We start from the raw sequence: 20,709 nt of genomic DNA on the forward strand, positions 1-20,709 counted from the left end.
TCATGCGCGGCCGGAGGGGGCACTCTGATGCACGGCGAGCTCCGCAGACCTGCGACCCGCCCGTGCCCTAATGGGGGAGGATCCCTTGCCAGCAATCGTCATCGTCGGAGCCCAGTGGGGTGACGAGGGTAAGGGTAAGGCCACCGACCTGCTCGGCGGCCGCGTGGACTACGTGGTCAAGCCCAACGGCGGCAACAACGCCGGTCACACCGTGGTGGTGAACGGTGAGAAGTACGAGCTGAAGCTCCTTCCCGCCGGCATCCTCAGCCCCAACGCCGTGCCGATCATCGGCAACGGCTGCGTGGTGAACCTCGAGGCACTGTTCCAGGAGATTGACGGCCTCGAGGCCCGCGGCGCGGACACCTCGAAGCTTCGCATCTCCGCCAACGCCCACCTGGTGGCCCCGTACCACCAGGTCCTCGACAAGGTGACGGAGCGGTTCCTCGGCAAGCGCGCCATCGGTACCACCGGGCGCGGTATCGGCCCCGCCTACATGGACAAGGTGGCGCGCCTGGGCCTGCGCGTGCAGGACGTCTTCGACGAGTCGATCCTCCGCCAGAAGGTGGAGGGCTCCCTCAAGCAGAAGAACGAGCTCCTGGTGAAGGTCTACAACCGGCGCGACGTCGAGGTGGAGGAGGTCGTCGAGTACTTCCTCGGCTTCGCCGAGCGGCTGCGCCCCCTGGTCATCGACGCCACCTACGTGCTCAACGAGGCGCTCGACGCCGGCAAGGTGGTGCTCATGGAGGGCGGTCAGGCCACCTTCCTCGACGTGGACCACGGCACCTACCCGTTCGTGACGTCGTCGAACCCCACCGCAGGCGGCGCCTCCGTGGGGTCCGGGATCGGGCCCACGCGGATCAGCCGCGCCGTGGGCATCATCAAGGCCTACACCACGCGCGTGGGGGCCGGCCCGTTCCCCACGGAACTGTTCGACGACATGGGGATGTACCTGCAGACCAAGGGTGGCGAGTTCGGTGTGAACACCGGGCGCCCCCGCCGCTGCGGCTGGTACGACGCCGTGCTGGCGCGGCACGCCTCGCGCGTCAACGGCTTCACCGACTACTTCGTGACAAAGCTCGACGTCCTGACGGGCATCGAGAGCATCCCCGTGTGCGTGGCGTACGACGTCGATGGCGTCCGCCACGACGAGATGCCCATGACGCAGACGGAGTTCCACCACGCGAAGCCCGTCTTCGAGTACTTCGACGGCTGGACCGAGGACATCACCGGCGCCCGCGCCATCGAGGACCTCCCCGAGAACGCGCAGAACTACGTCCGGGCGCTCGAGAAGCTCTCCGGTACCCGGTTCTCGGCTATCGGCGTGGGGCCGGACCGCGACCAGACCATCGTGGTCAACGACCTCATCGGCGGCTGAACCCCGGACACGGACACGGCGGACACGGACACGGCCCCCTCGCGAGCGCGAGGGGGCCGTGTCGTCCTGCGGGGGACGTCTACAGGTTGACGGTGATGTCCGCGTCCTCGCGGAGCTGCACGAGCAGCGCCTGCGCGGCCTCGGAGATCTTGCCGCCCACCAGCTGCTGCTCGATCTGCTCGCGGACGTCCTCGAGCGGCGGGAGCGGTGTGGCGGTCTGGCCCGTTGCCTCCTGCTGCGCCACGGCGGCGTCGTACTCGGCCTGGATCTCCTCGTCGGTGGGGGCGGTGTCGCCGGCCTCGTCCTCGAGCAGGGTGTCCAGCCGCACCTGATCGTCCAGCTGGGAGTCGAACTCGGCGTCGTCCAGGCCCTGCTCGGCGAAGGCCGCCCGCAGCTCCTCCTCCGAGCCGAGCCCGCTCGAGGCCAGGAGGTCCTCGATCGCCGCGGTGCGGGCCTCGTCGGTCACCTCGACCCCGCGCTCGTCCGCCTCCTGGCGCAGCAGCTCGGTGCTCACGAGGTTGTCCGCCACCGTGCTCTTCAGCAGGTCCTGGTCGAGTTCCTGCCCGCCGAGCTGGGCCTGCGTGACCGCCTGCGGGAACTGGGCCTCGTAGGCCGAGGTGAACTCGTCCCGGCCGATGTCCGTGCCGTTGACCACGGCGACGACGTCGGGGAGGTCCGCGAGGTCCGGTTCGGGAGCGGGCGGCTGCTCGTCCGGGGCTGCCTCGGCCGGTGCGGATGCTTCCGCCGCCGCGCTGGAGGTCGCGTCCACCTGCGCGTCGTCGGAGCCGCTGCACCCGGTGAGAAGCGCCACGGCCCCGATGAGGACCGCCGCCGCGAGCCGTCGTCGTCGTACTGTTCCGCTGATCGTCATGCCGTGCTCTCCTCAGTGTCGCCCGCAAGCCCAGCGTGGCACTCTAGCAGGGCGTACTGGGCGGAACCGGAGAGCGCAGGGGCCTCCCGCCCGCGACGAGCAGGGTGTGCTGCTACCAGCCCCAGGTGCCGGGCGCGCCCTTGAACGGACCCACGATGCCGGAGGTCAACCAGCCACCGTAGAAATCGCCCTCCTGCGCCTGCACCGCCTCGCCGTCCACCGTGCACGCGTCCATCCGCGACGGGTAGATCGCCACGCGGGTGGCCAGCTCCTCGTAGCCCCGCACCGGCGACGGGTAGGTCCAGGCGCCGCGGGGGATGCGCGCGTCCCCGGAGACGACGTCGAAGTAGGAGGCCGCACCCTTGAACTCGCAGTGCGTGGTCCCCTCGACCGGGACCAGGGTGCCGGGTGCGACGTCGTCGATCGGCAGGTAGTAGACGGGCGGGTGGCTCGTCTCCAGGACGCGGACGGCGTTGCGGGTGCGGACGATCACCCGTCCGTCGAGGCGCACCTCGACGGTGGCGGGGCTCCGCTCCACGCGGGGCGGCCTCGGGTAGTCCCAGACGGATTCCTGGCCGGGTCCCGGCTCCACGCGCTCGATCCTCGACGGGCTGCTCATGGCGTCAGGGTACTCCTGGGTACTGATGGGTACCCGGAGGCGTTCGGTACTCTTGACCGAAGGTCGGCACACGATGATGAGGGGCGGCACCATGAGGGTCAGCGTTGGTCAGTTCAGACCGGGCGGGAACGTCCCGGAGAACCTCGCCGTGATGGGTGAGCTCGCGGGCGAGGCACGTGCCGCCGGCTCGGAGCTGATCATCTTCCCCGAGGAGTCGATGCTGGCGATCGGGACGGTCGAGGGCTCACTGCAGGAGGCCGTGGAGGCGTCGTGGAGCTCCTTCGTGCAGCAGCTCTCCTTCGTGGCCGCGCAGCAGGGGATCGCGGTGGTGGCCGGCGGGTACGAGCCCAGCGGTGAGGCGCGGCCCTTCAACACCCTGGTGCTCATCGACCCCACGGGCCGCATCGTGGACACCTACCGCAAGCTCCACCTCTACGACGCCTTCAGCTACTCCGAGTCCGCCCGGATCAAACCGGGCGACGGCGGCATCAAGGTCGCGGAGCTGGGTGAGGTACGCGTGGGCCTCATGACCTGCTACGACCTCCGGTTCCCAGAGCAGGCACGCGCGATCGCCGACGCCGGGGCGGACCTCATCTGCGTGCCGGCCGCATGGTTCAAGGGCGAGCACAAGATCGAGCACTGGGAGACCCTGCTGAGGGCACGGGCCATCGAGAACACGGTGTGGGTGGCGGCCGCGGGGACCTCCGGCGGGCACACGATAGGTCACTCGGCGGTGATCGACCCGATGGGCATCACGCAGGGGCAGCTGGAGGACGAGGAGCGCGGCATCGTCACGGTGGACGTCACCCGGCGCAGGGTCGACGACGTCCGGGAGTTCCTGCCCGTTCTCCGGAACCGCCGTTTCGCCCCGAACCACACCATCGTCGACCCGCTCTGATGTCCACCCCCACCGACCTCCCGGGCGCCGTCGTCGCGCGTGGGCGTCCCCGTGCAGCGGACCCCCTACGTCCCCGGGAGCCGGTCCGTGCCGCGAACATCCGCGACGTGGCACGGCGGGCCGGTGTCTCCCACCAGACCGTGTCCCGGGTGATCAACGGGCATCCCAGCCTCCGTACCGAGACCCGCGCGCGCGTACTGGCGGCCATGGATGAGCTGAACTTCCGCCCGAACCGGGCTGCCCGTGCTCTCGTGACCAGCCGGACCACCACCATCGGCGTGCTGGTCAGCAAGGGTTTCGAGTACGGGCCGGCCGCGAGTCTCCAGGCGATCGACAGCGCGGCCCGCGCGGCGGGCTACGCCGTGGACATCGCCCACCTGGACACCATGGACGCCTGCCTGATCCGGGCCGCCCTCGACCGCCTCCTGGCGCACGGTGTGGACGGGCTGATCATCCTGGCCCCGCAGGCGCAGACCCTGCGCGAGATCGAGCGCCTGTCCATCACGCTGCCCTTCGTCACCGTCCACTCCTCCCGGGAGCAGGACGACCACCGGCTCTCCGTGGACCAGGCCGGGGGAGCGGCACTGGCGACGCGTCACCTGCTGGAGCTGGGGCACCGGCGGATCGTCCACGTGGCCGGTCCGGGCAACTGGCTCGAGACGGCGGCCCGTGCACGTGGCTACCTGTCCGAGATGCTGGCCTGGGGGCAGGAGCCGGAGATCCTGGGATCCGGGAACTGGACGGCGGAGTCCGGGTACCGGGCGGGGCGGCTCATGCTGGAGGACCCGGGGATCACCGCGGTCTTCTCCTCCAACGACCAGACGGCACTGGGGGTGATGCACGCCTTCCACGAGGCCGGCAGGCGCATCCCCGAGGACCTCAGCGTGGTGGGCTTCGACGACGTCCCCGAGGCGGCGCACTTCTGGCCGCCGCTCACCACGGTGCGGCAGGACTTCCCCGAACTCGGCAGGCGCTGCGTGGCCACCCTGCTGGAACTCATGGGCACCGGTACCGGGGGCGGCCCCTCCGCCGCGGGTGCCGCTCCGTCCCGGCACTCCAGGGTGCTCCGGGAGGTGATACCGGATCTCATCATCCGGGGTTCCTCGGCGCCGGCGCCGGGTCCTGCAGCGGAGTTCCCCCCGGAGGAACGGCGTGATTGACATCACCCGGGGGAGCGCCCTTACACTGATGACCGCGATGTGAACGGTCACATGACTGACACCGCGCCATGACGATCAACCAGAGTGCCGCGTGCCGGCCTCCAGAAGAACAAAGAGGTCCTTCCCCTTGAGCGACTCCACCTCGGGTGCATCCATCACCGCCCAGGAATCCACCGGCACCAGGCCCAGCTACGTGATCGGCGTCGACTACGGCACCCTCTCGGGACGCGCCGTCGTGGTGCGTGTGTCCGACGGCGCGGAGCTCGGCGCCTCGACGCTCGAGTACCCCCATGCCGTGATGGATTCCACCCTCGCCGCCACGGGCGAGCAGCTGCCGCCCGAGTGGGCGCTTCAGGTGCCCTCCGACTACGTGGACGTGCTCCGGACCGCGGTCCCCGCCGCGGTCCGGGAGGCCGGGATCGACCCGCAGGACGTCATCGGCATCGCCACGGACTTCACCGCCTGCACCATGGTGCCCACCATCGCGGACGGCACCCCGCTCAACGAGATCCCCGGGTACGAGGGCCGCCCGCACGCCTATGTGAAGCTGTGGAAGCACCACGCCGCGCAGGGCCAGGCCAACCGCATCAACGAGCTCGCCGCGCAGCGCGGCGAGGTCTGGCTGCCGCGCTACGGCGGACTCATCTCCAGCGAGTGGGAGTTCGCCAAGGGTCTGCAGCTCCTCGAGGAGGACCGCGAGCTCTACGACCTCATGGAGCACTGGGTCGAGGCAGCGGACTGGATCGTCTGGCAGCTCACGGGTGAGTACGTGCGGAACGCCTGCACCGCCGGGTACAAGGGCATCTACCAGGACGGCGCCTACCCCACGGACGAGTTCCTCGCCGCACTGAACCCGGACTTCGCCGGCTTCGCCCGCGAGAAGGTCGAGCACACCATCGGCGCGCTGGCCTCGAAGGCCGGCTCGCTGTCCGAGGAGGCTGCCGGCTGGACGGGGCTCCCCGCGGGGATCGCCGTCGCCGTCGGCAACGTGGACGCCCACGTCACCGCGCCCGCGGCGCAGGCCACGGACCCCGGACAGATGGTGGCCATCATGGGCACCTCCACCTGCCACGTCATGAACTCGGACCGGCTCAGCGAGGTCCCGGGCATGTGCGGTGTGGTGGACGGCGGGATCGTGGACGGGTTCTACGGCTACGAGGCCGGCCAGTCCGGTGTGGGTGACATCTTCGCGTGGTTCGTGGCCAACCAGGTGCCCGGCGAGATCAAGGACGCCGCCACCGCGCAGGGCCTCAGCGTGCACGAGTACCTCACCGAGCAGGCGCAGCACGAACCCGTGGGAGCCCACGGTCTGGTGGCCCTCGACTGGCACTCCGGCAACCGCTCCGTCCTGGTGGACCACGAGCTCTCCGGCACCGTCGTGGGCCTGACGCTGGCCACGAAGCCGCACGAGGTGTACCGGGCGCTGCTGGAGTCCACCGCCTTCGGCACCCGGAAGATCGTCGAGACGTTCAATGCCTCGGGCGTCCCGGTCACCGAGTTCGTCGCCGCCGGCGGGCTCATCCGGAACCCCTTCCTCATGCAGGTCTACGCGGACGTGCTGAACATGCCTCTCTCCGTGATCGGCAGCTCCCAGGGGCCCGCCCTCGGCTCGGCGATCCACGCTGCCGTCGCCGCCGGCGCGTACGAGGACATCCACGCGGCCGCCGCCGCGATGGGCCGCCTGAACCGTGCCGCCTACACGCCCGACGCCGAACGCGCCGCGGCCTACGACGCCCTGTACCGGGAGTACGCCGAGCTGCACGACTACTTCGGTCGCGGCACCAACGAGGTCATGCACCGGCTGAAGGCGCTCCGCCGCTCGGCCCGCACGGCGTCGACGCCGGCACCCGCACAGCAGGAGGTCTCCGCATGAGCAGCTTCTCCCCCGAGATCGAGGCCGCGATCGAGAAGGTCCGGAAGGACGTCTCCGCGCTGCACGCCGAACTCGTGCGCTACGGCCTGGTGGTCTGGACCGGCGGCAACGTCTCCGGTCGCGTCCCGGGCGCGGACCTGTTCGTCATCAAGCCCTCCGGCGTCAGCTACGACGAGCTGACGCCGGAGAACCAGATCCTCTGCGACCTCGACGGCAATGTCATCGAGGGGACGCCGGGATCCGAGCGCTCGCCCTCGAGCGACACCGCCGCCCACGCCTACGTCTACCGGCACATGCCCGAGGTGGGCGGCGTGGTGCACACCCACTCCACCTACGCGGTGGCCTGGGCAGCGCGTGGCGAGGCGATCCCCTGCGTCATCACGGCCATGGCGGACGAGTTCGGAGGGGAGATCCCGGTGGGGCCGTTCGCGATCATCGGCGACGACTCCATCGGCCGCGGCATCGTGGACACCCTCACCGGTCACCGCTCGCGCGGCGTGCTCATGAAGAGCCACGGCCCCTTCACCATCGGCAAGGACGCGAAGGACGCCGTCAAGGCGGCGGTCATGCTCGAGGACGTGGCACGCACCGTGCACATCTCCCGCCAGCTCGGCGACCCCGCGGGCATCGGGACCGAGCACATCGATTCACTCTTCGACCGCTACCAGAACGTGTACGGTCAGCCATCCACCCCAGGAGCACCTGCATGAGCGCCCTCACCACGTCCCTCGAGCCCTACGAGATCTGGTTCGTCACCGGCAGCCAGGACCTCTACGGCGAGGAGACCCTCCAGCAGGTCGCGGAGCAGTCCCAGGAGATCGTGCGGATCCTCGGCGAGGCGGGGCTCCCGGTCAAGATCGTGTGGAAGCCCACCCTGAAGGACTCCGCCTCCATCCGCCGCATGGCGCTGGACGTCAACGCGGACGACAACGCGATCGGCGTGATCGCCTGGATGCACACCTTCAGTCCCGCGAAGATGTGGATCGCGGGCCTGGACGCCCTGCGGAAGCCTCTGCTGCACCTGCACACCCAGATCAACGTGGCCCTGCCCTGGGGCGAGATCGACTTCGACTTCATGAACCTGAACCAGGCCGCGCACGGCGACCGCGAGTTCGGCTACATCCAGTCCCGCCTCGGTGTACCCCGGAAGACGGTGGTGGGGCACGTCTCCAGCCCGGACGTGTGCGCCAAAGTGGCCACCTGGCAGCGCGCCGCCGCCGGCTGGGCCGCGGTGCACGGGCTCAAGGTGGCCCGCTTCGGTGACAACATGCGCAACGTCGCCGTCACGGAGGGCGACAAGACCGAGGCCGAGCTGCGGTTCGGCGTCTCCATCAACACCTGGGGCGTCAACGACCTCGTGGCCGCGGTCGAGGCGCAGTCCGAGGAGGACGTCGACGTGCTCGTCGCGGAGTACGAGGAGACCTACGACGTCGCCCCCGAGCTCCGTCGCGGCGGAGACCGTCACGAGTCGCTGCGCTACGGTGCACGCCAGGAGCTCGGTCTGCTCTCCTTCCTCGAGGAGGGCGACTTCGGCGCCTTCACCACGAACTTCGAGGACCTCGGCGCGCTCCGGCAGCTGCCCGGGCTCGCCGTGCAGCGGCTCATGGCCCGCGGCTACGGCTTCGGCGCCGAGGGCGACTGGAAGACCGCCGTGCTGGTCCGCGCGGCGAAGGTCATGGGCGCCGGGCTGCCCGGCGGCGCCTCCCTCATGGAGGACTACACCTACCACCTGGTACCGGGGGAGGAGAAGATCCTCGGGGCGCACATGCTCGAGGTGTGCCCCACCCTCACCACGTCGAAGCCCACCCTCGAGGTCCACCCGCTCGGGATCGGCGGCAAGGAGGACCCCGTCCGCCTCGTCTTCGACACGGACGCCGGTGCCGGTGTGGTGGTCGCGATGTCGGACATGCGTGACCGCTTCCGCCTCACGGCCAACGCCGTGGAGATCGTCCCGCCGGATGCACCCCTGCCGAACCTGCCGGTGGCACGCGCCGTCTGGAAGCCGGAGCCGAACCTCGAGACCTCGGCCGCGGCCTGGCTGAGCGCCGGCGCCGCCCACCACACCGTCCTCACCACCGCGGTGGGCCTCGAGGTCTTCGAGGACTTCGCGGACATCGCCCAGGTGGAACTGCTGCGCATCGACGCGGACACCACCCTGCGCGGGTTCCAGCGTGAACTGCGCTGGAACGCGGCCTACTACCGGCTCGCGCAGAAACTCTAGAGACCTCCCTCCGAAAGCCGGCGACGTTGCCGGGAACCACTCCAAGAAAGATCCATCATGAATCGGAAATACCTGGCCGGCATCGCGGCCGCCAGCATCCTGACCCTCAGCCTCTCCGCCTGTGGCGGGAGCAGCCGTGGCGGCGAAGCAGCCGATCCCGGCGAGGGCCAGGCGCCGGAGGACATCACCATCGGCGTGGCCATGCCCACGCAGCAGTCCGAGCGCTGGATCGCCGACGGCGCCAACGTGGAGAGCCAGCTCGAGGACCTCGGCTACAAGGTGGACCTGCAGTACGCCAACGACGACATCCCCACCCAGCTCTCGCAGATCGAGAACATGATCAACGGCGGCGTGAGCGCCCTCGTGATCGCCTCGATCGACGGCACCGCACTCACCAGCGTGCTCGACCAGGCGGAGTCGCAGAACATCCCGGTCATCTCCTACGACCGCCTGATCAACGACTCCGACACGGTGGACTACTACACCACGTTCGACAACGAGGAGGTGGGTGTCCAGCAGGCCACCTCCCTGCTCACCGGTCTCGGCGTCCTCGACGCCGACGGTGCCGAGACGGGCGACGAAGGGCCGTTCGACGTCGAGCTCTTCGCCGGCAGCCCGGACGACAACAACGCCACGTTCTTCTGGAACGGTGCCATGTCCGTGCTCCAGCCGTACCTGGACAGCGGCGTGCTGCGCGTGCCCAGCGGCCAGACCAGCTTCGAGCAGGCGGCGATCCTCCGCTGGCTGCCCGACACGGCGCAGGACCGCATGGAGGACCTCCTCACCGTCGGCGGCGGGGAGCGTCTCGAGGGCGTCCTCTCGCCCTACGACGGTCTCTCGATCGGCATCATCTCCGCGCTGACCTCGGGCGGCTACTCCGCGAGCGACCTCCCGGTGGTCACCGGTCAGGACGCCGAGGTGGGGTCCGTGAACTCGATCATCGCCGGTGAGCAGTACTCCACGATCTTCAAGGACGTCCGCGAGCTCGGCGGTCAGGCCGTCTCCATGGTGGACGCCCTCATGAAGGGCGAGGAGCCCGAGGTCAACGACACCGAGACGTACGACAACGGCGTCAAGGTCGTGCCGTCGTACCTGCTCGAGTCCCAGATCGTCACGGTCGACAACTACAAGGAAGTCCTGATCGACAGCGGCTTCTACACCGAGGACCAGCTCGACCAGTAGTCCCCGCACCACACGAGCACCTGTGGCCCCGACCCGTCCGGGCGGGGCCACAGGTGCGTACCTCGCCCGGTACCGCCGGGACACCACTCAAGCAAGCGAGGTTCCACCATGGCGGAGAACATCCTTCGGATGCGCCGCATCACCAAGACCTTCCCAGGTGTGAAGGCACTGCAGGACGTCAACCTGGACGTCGCGCGTGGCGAGGTCCACGCCATCTGCGGGGAGAACGGGGCCGGGAAGTCGACCCTCATGAAAGTGCTCTCGGGCGTGTACCCGCACGGCACGTACGACGGCGACATCGAGTTCGAGGGCGGGATCGCGGAGTTCAAGGACATCCGCGACAGCGAGCACTCCGGGATCGTGATCATCCACCAGGAGCTCGCCCTCTCGCCCTACCTCTCGGTGGCGGAGAACATCTTCCTCGGGAACGAGCGCGAGAAGCGCGGGTTCGTCAACTGGAACGAGACCAACGTGGAGGCCGCCAAGCTCCTCCGCCGGGTGGGGCTGGACCTCAACCCCGTGGTCCGGGCCGGTGACATCGGCGTGGGCAAGCAGCAGCTCGTGGAGATCGCCAAGGCACTCTCCAAGAACGTGAAGCTGCTGATCCTCGACGAACCCACGGCCGCCCTGAACGACGAGGATTCCGCGCACCTGCTGGGACTGGTCAAGGGTCTGCGGGAGGAGGGCATCACCAGCATCATCATCAGCCACAAGCTCAACGAGATCCGCGAGATCGCCGACTCCGTGACCATCCTCCGCGACGGGCAGACCATCGAGACGCTGAGCCTGCACGACGGCTCGGTCTCGGAGGAACGCATCATCAAGGGCATGGTGGGCCGGGACATGGCCAGCCGCTACCCCGACCGCACCCCCTCGATCGGTGAGGAGGTGCTCCGGGTGGAGGACTGGACGGTGCACCACCCGCAGGAGAGCTCACGCGTGATCGTGGACTCCGCGAACCTCAATGTGCGCGCCGGTGAGGTGGTGGGCATCGCGGGACTCATGGGTGCAGGCCGCACCGAGCTCGCCATGAGCGTGTTCGGCCGCAGCTACGGTTCCAACATCACCGGCACGCTCTACAAGAACGGCTCGCCCATCACGGCGAAGACCGTCAGCGAGGCGATCCGGCACGGCATCGCGTACGCCACGGAGGACCGCAAGCGGTACGGGCTGAACCTGATCGACGACATCAAGCGGAACATCTCCGGTGCCGCGCTCGGCAAGCTCGCCAAGGGCGGCTGGGTGGACAGCGGACGCGAGGCCGTGGTGGCCGGCGACTACCGGAAGTCCATGAACATCAAGGCGCCCTCGGTCGCCTCGATCACGGGCAAGCTCTCGGGCGGCAACCAGCAGAAGGTGGTGCTCTCCAAGTGGATGTTCTCCGACCCGGACGTGCTCATCCTCGACGAACCCACCCGCGGTATCGACGTCGGTGCCAAGTACGAGATCTACACCATCATCAACAAGCTCGCCTCGGCGGGCAAGGCAGTCATCGTGATCTCCTCCGAGCTCCCCGAGCTCCTCGGGATCTGCGACCGCATCTACACCCTGGCCGAAGGGCGCATCACCGCCGACGTGCCCATCGACCAGGCCACACCGGAACTCCTCATGCAGTACATGACCAAGGAAAAGGACTGACCCGATGGCCACCACCGTCAAGGACCCCGTCATCACCACACCACCCCCGCCCGCCAAGGCCGGGCTCTCCTTCCTGACGAGCAGGCTGCGGCAGATCGGTATCTTCGTCGCCCTCCTCGTGATCGTGATCCTCTTCCAGGCGCTGACCGGCGGCAGGCTGCTGCAGTCGGACAACGTCTCGAACATCATCGTGCAGAACAGCTACATCCTGCTCCTGGCCATCGGCATGGTCATGATCATCGTGGCCGGGCACATCGACCTCTCGGTGGGCTCCGTCGCGGCCTTCGTGGGCGCCATGTCCGGCATCATGATCCAGAACTGGGGCTTCCCGTGGTGGGTGGCCTTCGTGGGCTCCCTGCTCATCGGTGCCGCGGTGGGAGCATGGCAGGGCTTCTGGGTGGCGTACATCGGCATCCCCGCCTTCATCGTCACCCTCGCCGGCATGCTCGTGTTCCGCGGGCTCACGCAGATCGTGCTCGGCAACCAGCGCATCACCGGTTTCCCCGAGGAGTACCGCCAGCTCGGCGGTGGCTTCCTGTTCCCGGGGCTGTTCCCGCCCGAGACCAACCTCCTCGACTGGACCACGGTGATCCTCGGTGTCGCCGCCGTCGTCGCGCTCGTGGTCACGCAGCTCCGCGGCCGCGCCACCCGGGCACGCCTCAAGCTCGAGGACGAGCCCGCGTCCTGGTTCTTCACCAAGCTCGCGTTCATCGCCGTGATCATCCTCGGCCTGACCTACCTGCTGGCCGGCTCGCGCAGCGGTACGCCGATCGTGCTGGTGGTGCTCGGCATCCTGATCGTCGCCTACAGCGCCGTGATGAGCAACAGCGTGTTCGGACGTCACATCTACGCCCGCGGTGGCAACCTGCAGGCCGCGCAGCTCTCGGGCATCAACACCAAGCGCATCGACTTCATGCTCTTCGTGAACATGGGCGTGCTCGCGGCGCTGGCCGGGCTGATCTTCACCGGTCGCCTGAACTCGGCCGGACCGGGTGCCGGTAACCTCTTCGAGCTCGACGCCATCGCGGCCGCCTTCATCGGTGGTGCCGCGGTGACCGGTGGCGTGGGTACGGTGATCGGTGCCATCACCGGTGGCCTGATCATGGGCGTGCTGAACAACGGCATGTCACTGCTCGGCGTGGGTATCGACTACCAGCAGTTCATCAAGGGCATGGTGCTCCTGCTCGCCGTCGGGTTCGACGTCTTCAACAAGCGCCGCGCGTCCAGCGCCCTCAAATAGGACGGCGGTCCGGGGAGCAGTGATCCCCCCGCCCGATCCCCCTGGAACAGAGCCGCACCGCAAGCCCTCACGGGCCTGCGGTGCGGCTCCTGTCGTTGGCCCGCCCGTCGCCGGACGGCACGCGGCTCAGGAGGTGATCTGGCGCTTCGAGGAGATGACGCCGGTGTTGAACCCCGCGAGGTTGAGGCCGCCGTGGAAGCGCGCGTGCTCGATCTTCAGGCAGCGGTCCATGACCACGTTCAGCCCGGCGGCCTCGGCCCCGCGTGCCACGTCCTCATGCCAGGACCCCAGCTGCAGCCACAGCGTCCTCGCCCCGACGTCGAGGGTCTCCTGCAGCACGGTCGGGAGGTCGTCGTGCTTGCGGAACACGTCGACGACGTCGGGCACCTCCGGCAGGTCCTGCAGGGAGGCGTACGCCGGTTGGCCGAGGATCTCCTTCGCCACAGGGTTCACGAAGTACAGGCGGTAGGGCGCGGAGGACTGCAGGTAGGTGGCCACGAAGTAGGACGCCCGGGAGGGCTTGTCCGAGGCCCCGACGATCGCCACGGAACGGGCGTTGCGCAGCAGCGCCAGGCGTTCGGGGGAGGAGGGGCCTTCCCAGGTGCGCTCCTGCGTGGTCGTGCCGCTCATGCTCCCACCCCTACTGCCCGCGTGGTGTCCGGGGCGTCGTCGTTCTCCTCCGCGTTCTCCGCAGGGACCTGCGGGAGGTCCTCGAACTCCTCGTCCGAGGCCTTCAGGGCGGTGTCCAGCGCCTGGTCGAGGTCCCACAGGATGTCCTCGAGGTCCTCGAGCCCCACCGAGATGCGGACGAGGTCCTCCGGGACCCCCGCCGCCACGAGCTGATCGGCGGAGAGCTGCTGGTGTGTCGTGGACCCGGGGTGGATCACCAGGGTGCGGGAATCGCCCACGTTCGCGAGGTGCGAGGCGAGCTGCAGCGACTCGATGAACTTCTGCCCCGCCTTCCGCCCACCCTTGATGCCGAAGCTGAACACGGAGCCGGGACCCTGGGGCAGGTACGTCCTCGCCCGCTCGTGGTGCGCGTGCGTGGGCAGGCCCGCGTAGTTCACGTACTCCACGCGCGGATCCGCCTGCAGCCATTCCGCCACGGCCTGCGCGTTCTCGAGGTGCTCGTCCAGGCGCTGGGCGAGCGTCTCCACGCCCTGGAGCAGCTGGAAGGCGGACATCGGGGAGAGGGAGGGCCCGATGTCGCGGAGCTGCTCGGTGCGGAGCTTGGTGAGGAACCCGTACTCGCCGAAGTTGGCCCACCACTGGATGCCGCCGTAGGAGGGTACGGGCTCGGTCATCATGGGGAACTTGCCGTTGCCCCAGTCGAAGCGCCCGCTCTCCACGATCACGCCGCCCAGGGTGGTGCCGTGCCCGCCGATGAACTTGGTGGCGGAGTGGATCACGATGTCCGCGCCGTGCTCGATCGGCCGCACGAGGTACGGGGTGCTGAGGGTGGAGTCCACGATGAACGGCACGCCGGCGTCGTGCGCCACCTCCGCCAGCCCGGCGAGGTCCGCGATCTCGCCGGAGGGGTTCGCGATCACCTCTGCGTACACGGCCTTGGTGTTCTCCCGGATCGCGGCGGCGTAGTCCGCCGGATCGGTCCCGGGTACGAAGGTGGTCTCGATGCCGAAGCGGCGCAGGGTCACGTCCAGCTGCGTGACCGTCCCCCCGTACAGCTGGGAGGCGGCCACGATGTGGTCGCCGGCCTGGCAGAGCGCGGCGAAGGTGAGGAACTCGGCGCTCATGCCCGACGCCGTCGCCACCGCGCCGATACCGCCCTCGAGGGAGGCGATCCGCTCCTCGAACGCGGCGACCGTGGGATTGCCGATCCTCGAGTAGATGTTCCCGTACTTCTGCAGCGCGAAGAGGTTCGCGGCGTCGTTGGTGTCCTTGAACACGAAGGACGTGGTCTGGTAGATCGGGACGGCGCGGGCGCCGTGGGTGGCGTCGGGGGTGCCGCCGGCGTGCAGTGCGCGCGTACGGAAACCGAAGGAACGTTCTGCCATCAGGCACCTGCCTTGCTGAGGAGCGGGGTGGGAAGGGTGGACTCCGGATCGAAGTCCACGCCGGCCTTGCGGGCGGCGTCGGCCTCGAGCTCACGGACGATCGGGAGGATGTCCGTGCCGAACGCCGCCACCTCCTCCTGGAAGTGGAGGTAGCAGGTGAGCAGGAGGTTCACGCCGATGAGCTTGTACTCCACGATCCGCTCGGCGATCTGCTCGGGCGTGCCGATGAGCCTGGTCCTGAACCCGTCGTTGTACTGCACGAGGTCCTCGAAGCTGGAGTCCGCCCACATGCCCTTGCCGTCCCTCGTGGAGGCCCCGGCCTCCTGGACGGCGTCACGGAAACCCTCGACGGCGGGACGGTGGGCCTTGGCGACGATCTCACGGATGGTCTCACGTGCCTCCTTCTCGGAGTCGCGCGCGATCACGAAGCCGTTCAGCCCGTAGCGGGGACGTCTGCCGGCTGCAGCGGCGGACGCCCGGACGCCGGCGATGTTCTCCTTGAACCCCTCGAGGTCCTTGCCGTTGGAGAAGTACCAGTCGGCCACGCGGCCCGCGGTGGACTGCGCCGCGGTCGAGTTCCCGCCGAAGAAGATCTCGGGATGCGCACGGCCGGGCACGTCCACGGGAGGCGGGCTCAGGGTGAAGTCGTTGATGTCGTAGTACTTGCCCGCCTGGCTGTAGCCCTCCTCGGTCCACAGGCCCCGCAGCACCCGGATGAACTCCTCGGTGCGCACGTACCGCTCGTCGTGCTCCAGCCATTCCAGGCCGAAGTTCACGAACTCGTCCTTCAGCCAGCCGGACACGATGTTCACGGCGGCACGGCCGTTCGAGATGTGGTCCGCGGTGATGATGAACTTCGCCAGCACCCCGGGGTGCCACATGCCCGGGTGGACGGCGGCGATCACCTTGAGCTTCTCGGTGGCCGCCAGGAGGGCGAGGGAGAAGCTGGTGGCCTCGTGCTGCTTGTCCGCACCGTAGGACGCCGCGTAGCGGGTCTGGGACAGCGCGTACTCGAAGCCGGCGTCCTCCGCGATGCGGGCGAGCTTCCTGTTGTAGTCGAAGTCCCAGCTGGTGCGCTGCTCGATCGTCGAGACCACCAGCCCACCGCTCACATTGGGGACCCAGTACGCGAACTTGAGGGGGGTGGAAAGGTCGGCGACGCTCATCGTGTCCTCCATCGGTCTGGCAGTAGCACCCTACTGTCGCCGCGGGGACGCGGTGGCCAGGGTTGCTGCGGCGTCAGTGAGCCAGATCTCTCGGCCGCTCGGGATGGTCAAGCACGAGTGTGACACCGACCCGGGTGGGGAGCAACCAATGTGTCCTCCCGTGGCGTCTCCGGCCTCGCCTCCGCGGCCCGGATGTCCGACGACGGCCCTCAGGGGAAGTGCAGGGGGAGCGCAGGGGATCTGCAGGCAGCTCACTCCTCGCCGTGAGCCTCGTTACAGGAATGTGACAAATGCGCCGTCCCTGGGTATGGTCTTCGAGTGCCTCCCTCCAGGTGAGGCGCTCCTGGACGGATTGTCGAGCCCTGCCGCCGTCCCATGGACACCGTTCGCACTCACTGACGGCAGGGACGGGGGAACCACCAGTTCCACCGGGCGCCCAGGACCACCTGAGGACGCCCTAGGGGTTAAGTCGCAGCTCACTCGCCGAACAGGGCGCAGGGACTCGACCGGATGTCTCCCATCCGAATCCGACAGCTCACCCCGCAGGCAGAGGAGAGGTACACACCCATGTCACGCAACACTTCTCAGGCACGCCACCGCAACGCCGGTACCGCCTTCCAGGGCCTGTCCACCGCAGCCAAGAACCACGCCCTCGCCGTCGGCCGCCCCGTGGCGATCGTCGCCGTCACCTCCGGCCTCGCACTCAGCGCCGTGGGCACCGCCCACGCCGGTGCGTACACCGACCAGGCGCCCGCCCCCGTCGCAGCAGCTCCCGTGGTGGCCCCGGTCACCGCAGCCGCGAACGCCCCCGCAGCCGCCCCGGTCGCAGCGCCCGCCGCTGCCGCCTCCTCGCACACCGTCGTCGCCGGTGACACCCTCGGTGCCATCTCCGCCCAGTACGGTGCCGATCTGCACGCCGTCCTCGGCGCGAACGGCCTGTCGCTGAGCTCGATCATCTACCCCGGCGACACCATCGTCATCCCCGCCGCCGGTGCTGTCGTCGCGCCGGTCGCCGTCGAGACCGTCGTGGCTCCCGTCGAGACGTTCGTGGCCCCCGCACAGACGGTGGCCGCTCCCGTGGAGTACGCCCCCGCCGCTCCGGTCCAGCACGCTGCCTCCGTGGCACCCGCAGCCCCCGCGAACGACGGCGTGTACCTCGCGGCGTCGAACGTCTCTCCCGCTCCTGCCGAGACCACTCAGGCCGCCTCGAACGTCGCCGGAGCCCTCGTGGCCTCCGCCTACAGCCAGATCGGCGTCACGCAGGACTGCACCGCCATGGTCGAGAAGGCCCTGCGCTCCGCCGGTATCGCCGTCGGCGACCTCGGCCCCTCGCAGTTCTTCCAGTTCGGTCCCACCGTGGGAACCCCCGCACCGGGCGACCTCGTCATCACCGCCGGCCACGTCGCCATCTACATCGGCAACGGCCAGGTCATCAGCGGCGGCATGAACGGCATCAACGCCACCATGCAGCACCCCCTCTCGGACCTCCCGGGAGCATCCTTCGCACGCGTCGCGGGCTGCCACGTCGCGGCACCCTCCGTCGGGGAGCGGAGAGCGGCGGGCGCCCGGGCGGGGGGCCCGCCGCGCTCCCGTTCCCCCCCGGGCCGTCCCGAGGGGCTGTCAGGCGCGCGAGGCCAGGACGGCCTGGATGCCGGGGATGCACTTCTCGTTCTGCAGTGACGTGGTGTCCCCGAGCGGCGCCCCCTCGTAGAGCTGCGTCAGCAGGCGCCGCATGATCTTGCCGGACCTCGTCTTCGGTACGTCGGGCACGACGACGACGGCCGAGGGTCGCGCGATCGGCCCGATGACCTGACCCACCTGCGCGCGCAGGGCCGCGGCGACGTCCTCGTCGTCCTCCGTGCCCGTCGCCGCGGGCGTCAGGACCACGAACGCCGCGATGGCGTGCCCCGTCACCGGATGGGCCACCGGGCAGACACCGGCCTCGGTCACCAGCGGGTGAGCCACGAGGGCGGATTCGATCTCGATGGTGGAGAGCCGGTGGCCCGAGACGTTGATGACATCGTCCACCCTGCCCAGGATCCAGGTGTCGCCGTCGTCGTCGTACCGTGCGCCGTCACCGGCCAGGAACCAGCCCTGCGCGGCGAATGTCCGCCAGTAGGAGTCGAGGTAGCGTTGCGGGTCCCCCCACACCGTGCGGGCCATGGCCGGGCCGTGCCGGTCCACCACGATCAGTCCCTGGACCCCGGGGGGTACCTGCTCGCCGTCCTCGTCCACGATCCGCGTGCTCACCCCGGGGAGCGCGCGGGCCGCGCACCCCGGCTTGAACTCGGTGTCGGTAGGGGCGGGGGAGAGCACGGTGGCACCGGTCTCCGACTGCCACCAGGTGTCCACGACGGGAACCTCGTCCCGGCCGAGGTTCCTGCGGAACCACCGCCAGGCCTCCGGGTTCACGGCCTCACCCACGGTGCCCAGCACGCGGATGCTCGAGAGGTCGTACCCGGCGGGTACGCCGTCCGGGAACCAGCCCATCAGCGAGCGCACCATGGTGGGCGCCGTGTAGTAGCTGGTGACGCCGTAGCGCTCGATGATCTCGAGGTGCCGGCCGGGGTGCGGCGTGTTCGGTGTCCCCTCGAAGATCACCTGCGTGGCGCCGTTGGCCAGCGGACCGTAGAGCTCGTAGGTGTGCGCGGGGACCCACGCGAGGTCCGCCGTGCACCAGTGGACGTCCGTGCCCCGCTGCCCCGGATCCGGGTGGATGAAGAGGTGCTCGAAGCTCCAGGACGCCTGGGTGAGGTACCCGCCCGAGGTGTGCACCAGGCCCTTCGGCTTCCCCGTGGTGCCCGAGGTGTACATGATGAACAGCGGTGTCTCGGCGTCGAACGCCTCCGCCTCGTGGTGCGGGGAGGCCGGGTCGACGACGTCGTGCCACCACACGTCGCGGCCCTCGGTCCAGGCCACCTCGGACTCGGTGCGGCGGATCACCAGGACGTGCTCGATGCCGTTCTCGCCGGACACGGCGGCGTCCGCGTTGTCCTTCACGGCCACGGCGGTGCCGCGGCGGAACTGGCCGTCCGTGGTGACGAGGAGCTTGGCGCCGGTGTCCTCGACGCGGAAGCGCAGCGCCTCCGCGGAGAAGCCGCCGAACACGAGCGAGTGGACGGCGCCGATCCGCGCGCACGCGAGGGTGACCACCACGGTCTCCACGAGCACGGGCAGGTAGATCACCACGCGGTCGCCCTTGCCCACGCCGAGGCCCAGGAGCGCGTTGGCCGCCCGGCCGACGTCGTCCTGCAACTCGGCGTAGGTGACGCTCCGGCGGTCCCCGGGTTCACCCTCGAAGTGCAGGGCCACGCGGTCCCCGTCGCCTGCCCGCACGTGCCGGTCCACGCAGTTCACGGCGACGTTCAAGGTGCCACCGGCGAACCACTCGATGGTGGGCACGCTGAGCGTTCCGTCCTGCTGCTCGGTGGCGCGCTCGAACGTGTGCAGGGTGTGCCAGGGGGTGCTCCATTCGAGCCGTCCGGCCTGCTCCGCCCAGAAGGCCAGGCGCTGCGCCTCCGCCGTGTCCGGTACCAGATCCTCCGCGATGTCCGCCACCTCCTCCCGCGCCGATGCCGTGCTGCTCACGCCCATCGCCGCACCGCCCAGCGCTCCGCGAGTCCCAGCAGGGCGTCGGTGCTCTTGCCGAGTACCGCCAGCAGGATGATGGTGAGGATGATGCGGTCGACGCGCCCGTTCTGCTGGGACTCCGTGAGCAGGTACCCCAGGCCCATGGAGGCGGCGAGGAGTTCCGCCGCGACGAGGAACAGCCAGGCCTGCGCGAGTGCCAGCCGCAGACCGGAGAACAGGGCGGGCACGACGGCGGGCAGCTGCACCGTGAGGAGCAGTCGCACGCCGTTCAGCCCGAAGGCCCGCGCCGCTTCCACGAGGTTCCGGTCCACGTGCCGGAGGGCGAGGTAGAGCGTGGTGAAGACGGGGAAGAACGCCCCGATGGTGATCAGGGTGACCTTGGAGTCCTCGTTGATGCCGATCCACAGCAGGAGCAGGGGCACCCAGGCCAGGGACGGCACCGCGCGCAGTGCCCCGATCATGGGCGTCAGGAGCACGTCCGCGATCCTGGACAGTCCGAGCAGGGCTCCGGCCACCACGCCGAGTGCCGCCCCGCACAGGAAGCCGAGGAGCACGCGCTGGGTGGAGATGAGGATGTGGTCGGTGAGCAGTCCGCGTTCCACGAGGTCCACGGCAGCCGTGTACACGGCTGCGGGTGAGGGCAGCTGCGAGGGACGGAAGAAGCCCGACGCCGTACTCAGGTACCACCCCAGCAGGAGCAGGGCCGGGACGATCAGCCCGAGCAGGAGGGCACCGATCCGCCGGCCTGCGCCCCGGCGTCGTTCCGCTGCCCGGAGGCGCCGCGCTGCTGCGGCTCCCGTGGTGAGGGGGACTCCGGAGACCTCCGAGCCCTCCTTGCTCAGCGGGATGGCACGACCGGT

At 69.5% G+C, this 20,709-nt stretch carries 17 protein-coding genes and 1 riboswitch; of the genes, 10 read left to right on the forward strand and 7 right to left on the reverse strand.

Annotated elements, in window-relative coordinates; all coding sequences use genetic code 11:
- Window positions 1–85 precede the first annotated feature (85 nt).
- The gene (locus AC792_RS06915; RefSeq protein ID WP_049829829.1) at window positions 86–1,375 is read left to right on the forward strand and encodes an adenylosuccinate synthase; all 1,290 of its coding nucleotides are present in this window, start codon (window positions 86–88) and stop codon (window positions 1,373–1,375) included.
- 79 nt (window positions 1,376–1,454) lie between these two features.
- Here the strand turns inward: AC792_RS06915 and AC792_RS06920 are convergent, their stop codons facing one another.
- A complete protein-coding gene (locus tag AC792_RS06920) occupies window positions 1,455–2,246 on the reverse strand; it encodes a SurA N-terminal domain-containing protein (RefSeq protein WP_049829830.1) in 792 nt (263 codons plus the stop codon).
- A 112-nt stretch (window positions 2,247–2,358) separates the two neighbouring features.
- On the reverse strand, window positions 2,359–2,865 hold the full coding sequence (locus AC792_RS06925; RefSeq protein ID WP_049829885.1) for a DUF427 domain-containing protein: 507 nt from the start codon (window positions 2,863–2,865) through the stop codon (window positions 2,359–2,361).
- A gap of 91 nt (window positions 2,866–2,956) precedes the next feature.
- Here AC792_RS06925 and AC792_RS06930 point away from each other — a divergent pair, with 91 nt between their 5' ends.
- From AC792_RS06930 to mmsB, 8 genes are all read left to right on the forward strand, one after another.
- Window positions 2,957–3,763, forward strand: coding sequence for a carbon-nitrogen hydrolase family protein (locus tag AC792_RS06930; protein ID WP_049829831.1), 807 nt, complete (start codon window positions 2,957–2,959; stop codon window positions 3,761–3,763).
- Entirely contained in the window at window positions 3,763–4,923 is a 1,161-nt protein-coding gene (locus AC792_RS06935) for a LacI family DNA-binding transcriptional regulator (RefSeq protein ID WP_082177539.1), read from the forward strand. The genes AC792_RS06930 and AC792_RS06935 overlap by 1 nt, the downstream gene beginning before the upstream one ends.
- Before the next feature lie 154 nt (window positions 4,924–5,077).
- Entirely contained in the window at window positions 5,078–6,796 is a 1,719-nt protein-coding gene (araB, locus tag AC792_RS06940; RefSeq protein WP_049829887.1) for a ribulokinase, read from the forward strand.
- Window positions 6,793–7,506, forward strand: coding sequence for an L-ribulose-5-phosphate 4-epimerase (locus AC792_RS06945; RefSeq protein WP_049829832.1), 714 nt, complete (start codon window positions 6,793–6,795; stop codon window positions 7,504–7,506). Before araB ends, AC792_RS06945 begins: the two co-directional genes overlap by 4 nt.
- Window positions 7,503–9,017 (forward strand): L-arabinose isomerase, encoded by a 1,515-nt coding sequence (gene araA, locus AC792_RS06950; RefSeq protein ID WP_049829833.1) that lies wholly within the window; start codon window positions 7,503–7,505, stop codon window positions 9,015–9,017. The genes AC792_RS06945 and araA overlap by 4 nt, the downstream gene beginning before the upstream one ends.
- Window positions 9,018–9,074: 57 nt before the next feature.
- Entirely contained in the window at window positions 9,075–10,199 is a 1,125-nt protein-coding gene (gene chvE / locus AC792_RS06955) for a multiple monosaccharide ABC transporter substrate-binding protein (protein WP_049829834.1), read from the forward strand.
- Window positions 10,200–10,307: 108 nt separating this feature from the next.
- A complete protein-coding gene (gene mmsA / locus AC792_RS06960; protein WP_049829835.1) occupies window positions 10,308–11,837 on the forward strand; it encodes a multiple monosaccharide ABC transporter ATP-binding protein in 1,530 nt (509 codons plus the stop codon).
- 4 nt (window positions 11,838–11,841) lie between these two features.
- Window positions 11,842–13,077: a multiple monosaccharide ABC transporter permease gene (gene mmsB, locus AC792_RS06965; RefSeq protein ID WP_082177540.1), complete on the forward strand. Its 1,236-nt coding sequence runs from the start codon at window positions 11,842–11,844 to the stop codon at window positions 13,075–13,077.
- Between the two features lie 126 nt (window positions 13,078–13,203).
- On the opposite strand, the gene AC792_RS06970 is transcribed toward mmsB, so the two are convergent.
- The 3 genes from AC792_RS06970 to sfnG are packed head-to-tail and all read right to left on the reverse strand — an operon-like array spanning window position 13,204 to window position 16,258.
- Window positions 13,204–13,707 carry a CoA-binding protein gene (locus AC792_RS06970; RefSeq protein ID WP_049829836.1) on the reverse strand — a complete coding sequence of 168 codons (504 nt, stop codon included), beginning with the start codon at window positions 13,705–13,707 and terminating at the stop codon, window positions 13,204–13,206.
- Complete coding sequence (locus tag AC792_RS06975) at window positions 13,704–15,092, reverse strand: O-acetylhomoserine aminocarboxypropyltransferase/cysteine synthase family protein (protein WP_082177541.1); 1,389 nt, start codon at window positions 15,090–15,092, stop codon at window positions 13,704–13,706. Before AC792_RS06975 ends, AC792_RS06970 begins: the two co-directional genes overlap by 4 nt.
- A complete protein-coding gene (gene sfnG, locus AC792_RS06980; RefSeq protein ID WP_442853603.1) occupies window positions 15,092–16,258 on the reverse strand; it encodes a dimethylsulfone monooxygenase SfnG in 1,167 nt (388 codons plus the stop codon). Before sfnG ends, AC792_RS06975 begins: the two co-directional genes overlap by 1 nt.
- Window positions 16,259–16,263: 5 nt before the next feature.
- Window positions 16,264–16,368: riboswitch (SAM riboswitch) on the reverse strand.
- 457 nt (window positions 16,369–16,825) lie between these two features.
- Between sfnG and AC792_RS06985 the strand changes: the two genes are divergently transcribed.
- Entirely contained in the window at window positions 16,826–17,938 is a 1,113-nt protein-coding gene (locus AC792_RS06985) for a LysM peptidoglycan-binding domain-containing protein (RefSeq protein WP_082177542.1), read from the forward strand.
- On the opposite strand, the gene acs is transcribed toward AC792_RS06985, so the two are convergent.
- Window positions 17,879–19,852 carry an acetate--CoA ligase gene (gene acs / locus AC792_RS06990; protein WP_049829838.1) on the reverse strand — a complete coding sequence of 658 codons (1,974 nt, stop codon included), beginning with the start codon at window positions 19,850–19,852 and terminating at the stop codon, window positions 17,879–17,881. The two genes, AC792_RS06985 and acs, sit on opposite strands and share 60 nt — an antisense overlap.
- Window positions 19,843–20,697 (reverse strand): ABC transporter permease, encoded by an 855-nt coding sequence (locus tag AC792_RS06995; protein WP_082177551.1) that lies wholly within the window; start codon window positions 20,695–20,697, stop codon window positions 19,843–19,845. Before AC792_RS06995 ends, acs begins: the two co-directional genes overlap by 10 nt.
- Window positions 20,698–20,709: the final 12 nt, after the last annotated feature.

This window comes from Arthrobacter sp. RIT-PI-e (assembly GCF_001187915.1).
Taxonomy (GTDB): domain Bacteria; phylum Actinomycetota; class Actinomycetes; order Actinomycetales; family Micrococcaceae; genus Arthrobacter_D.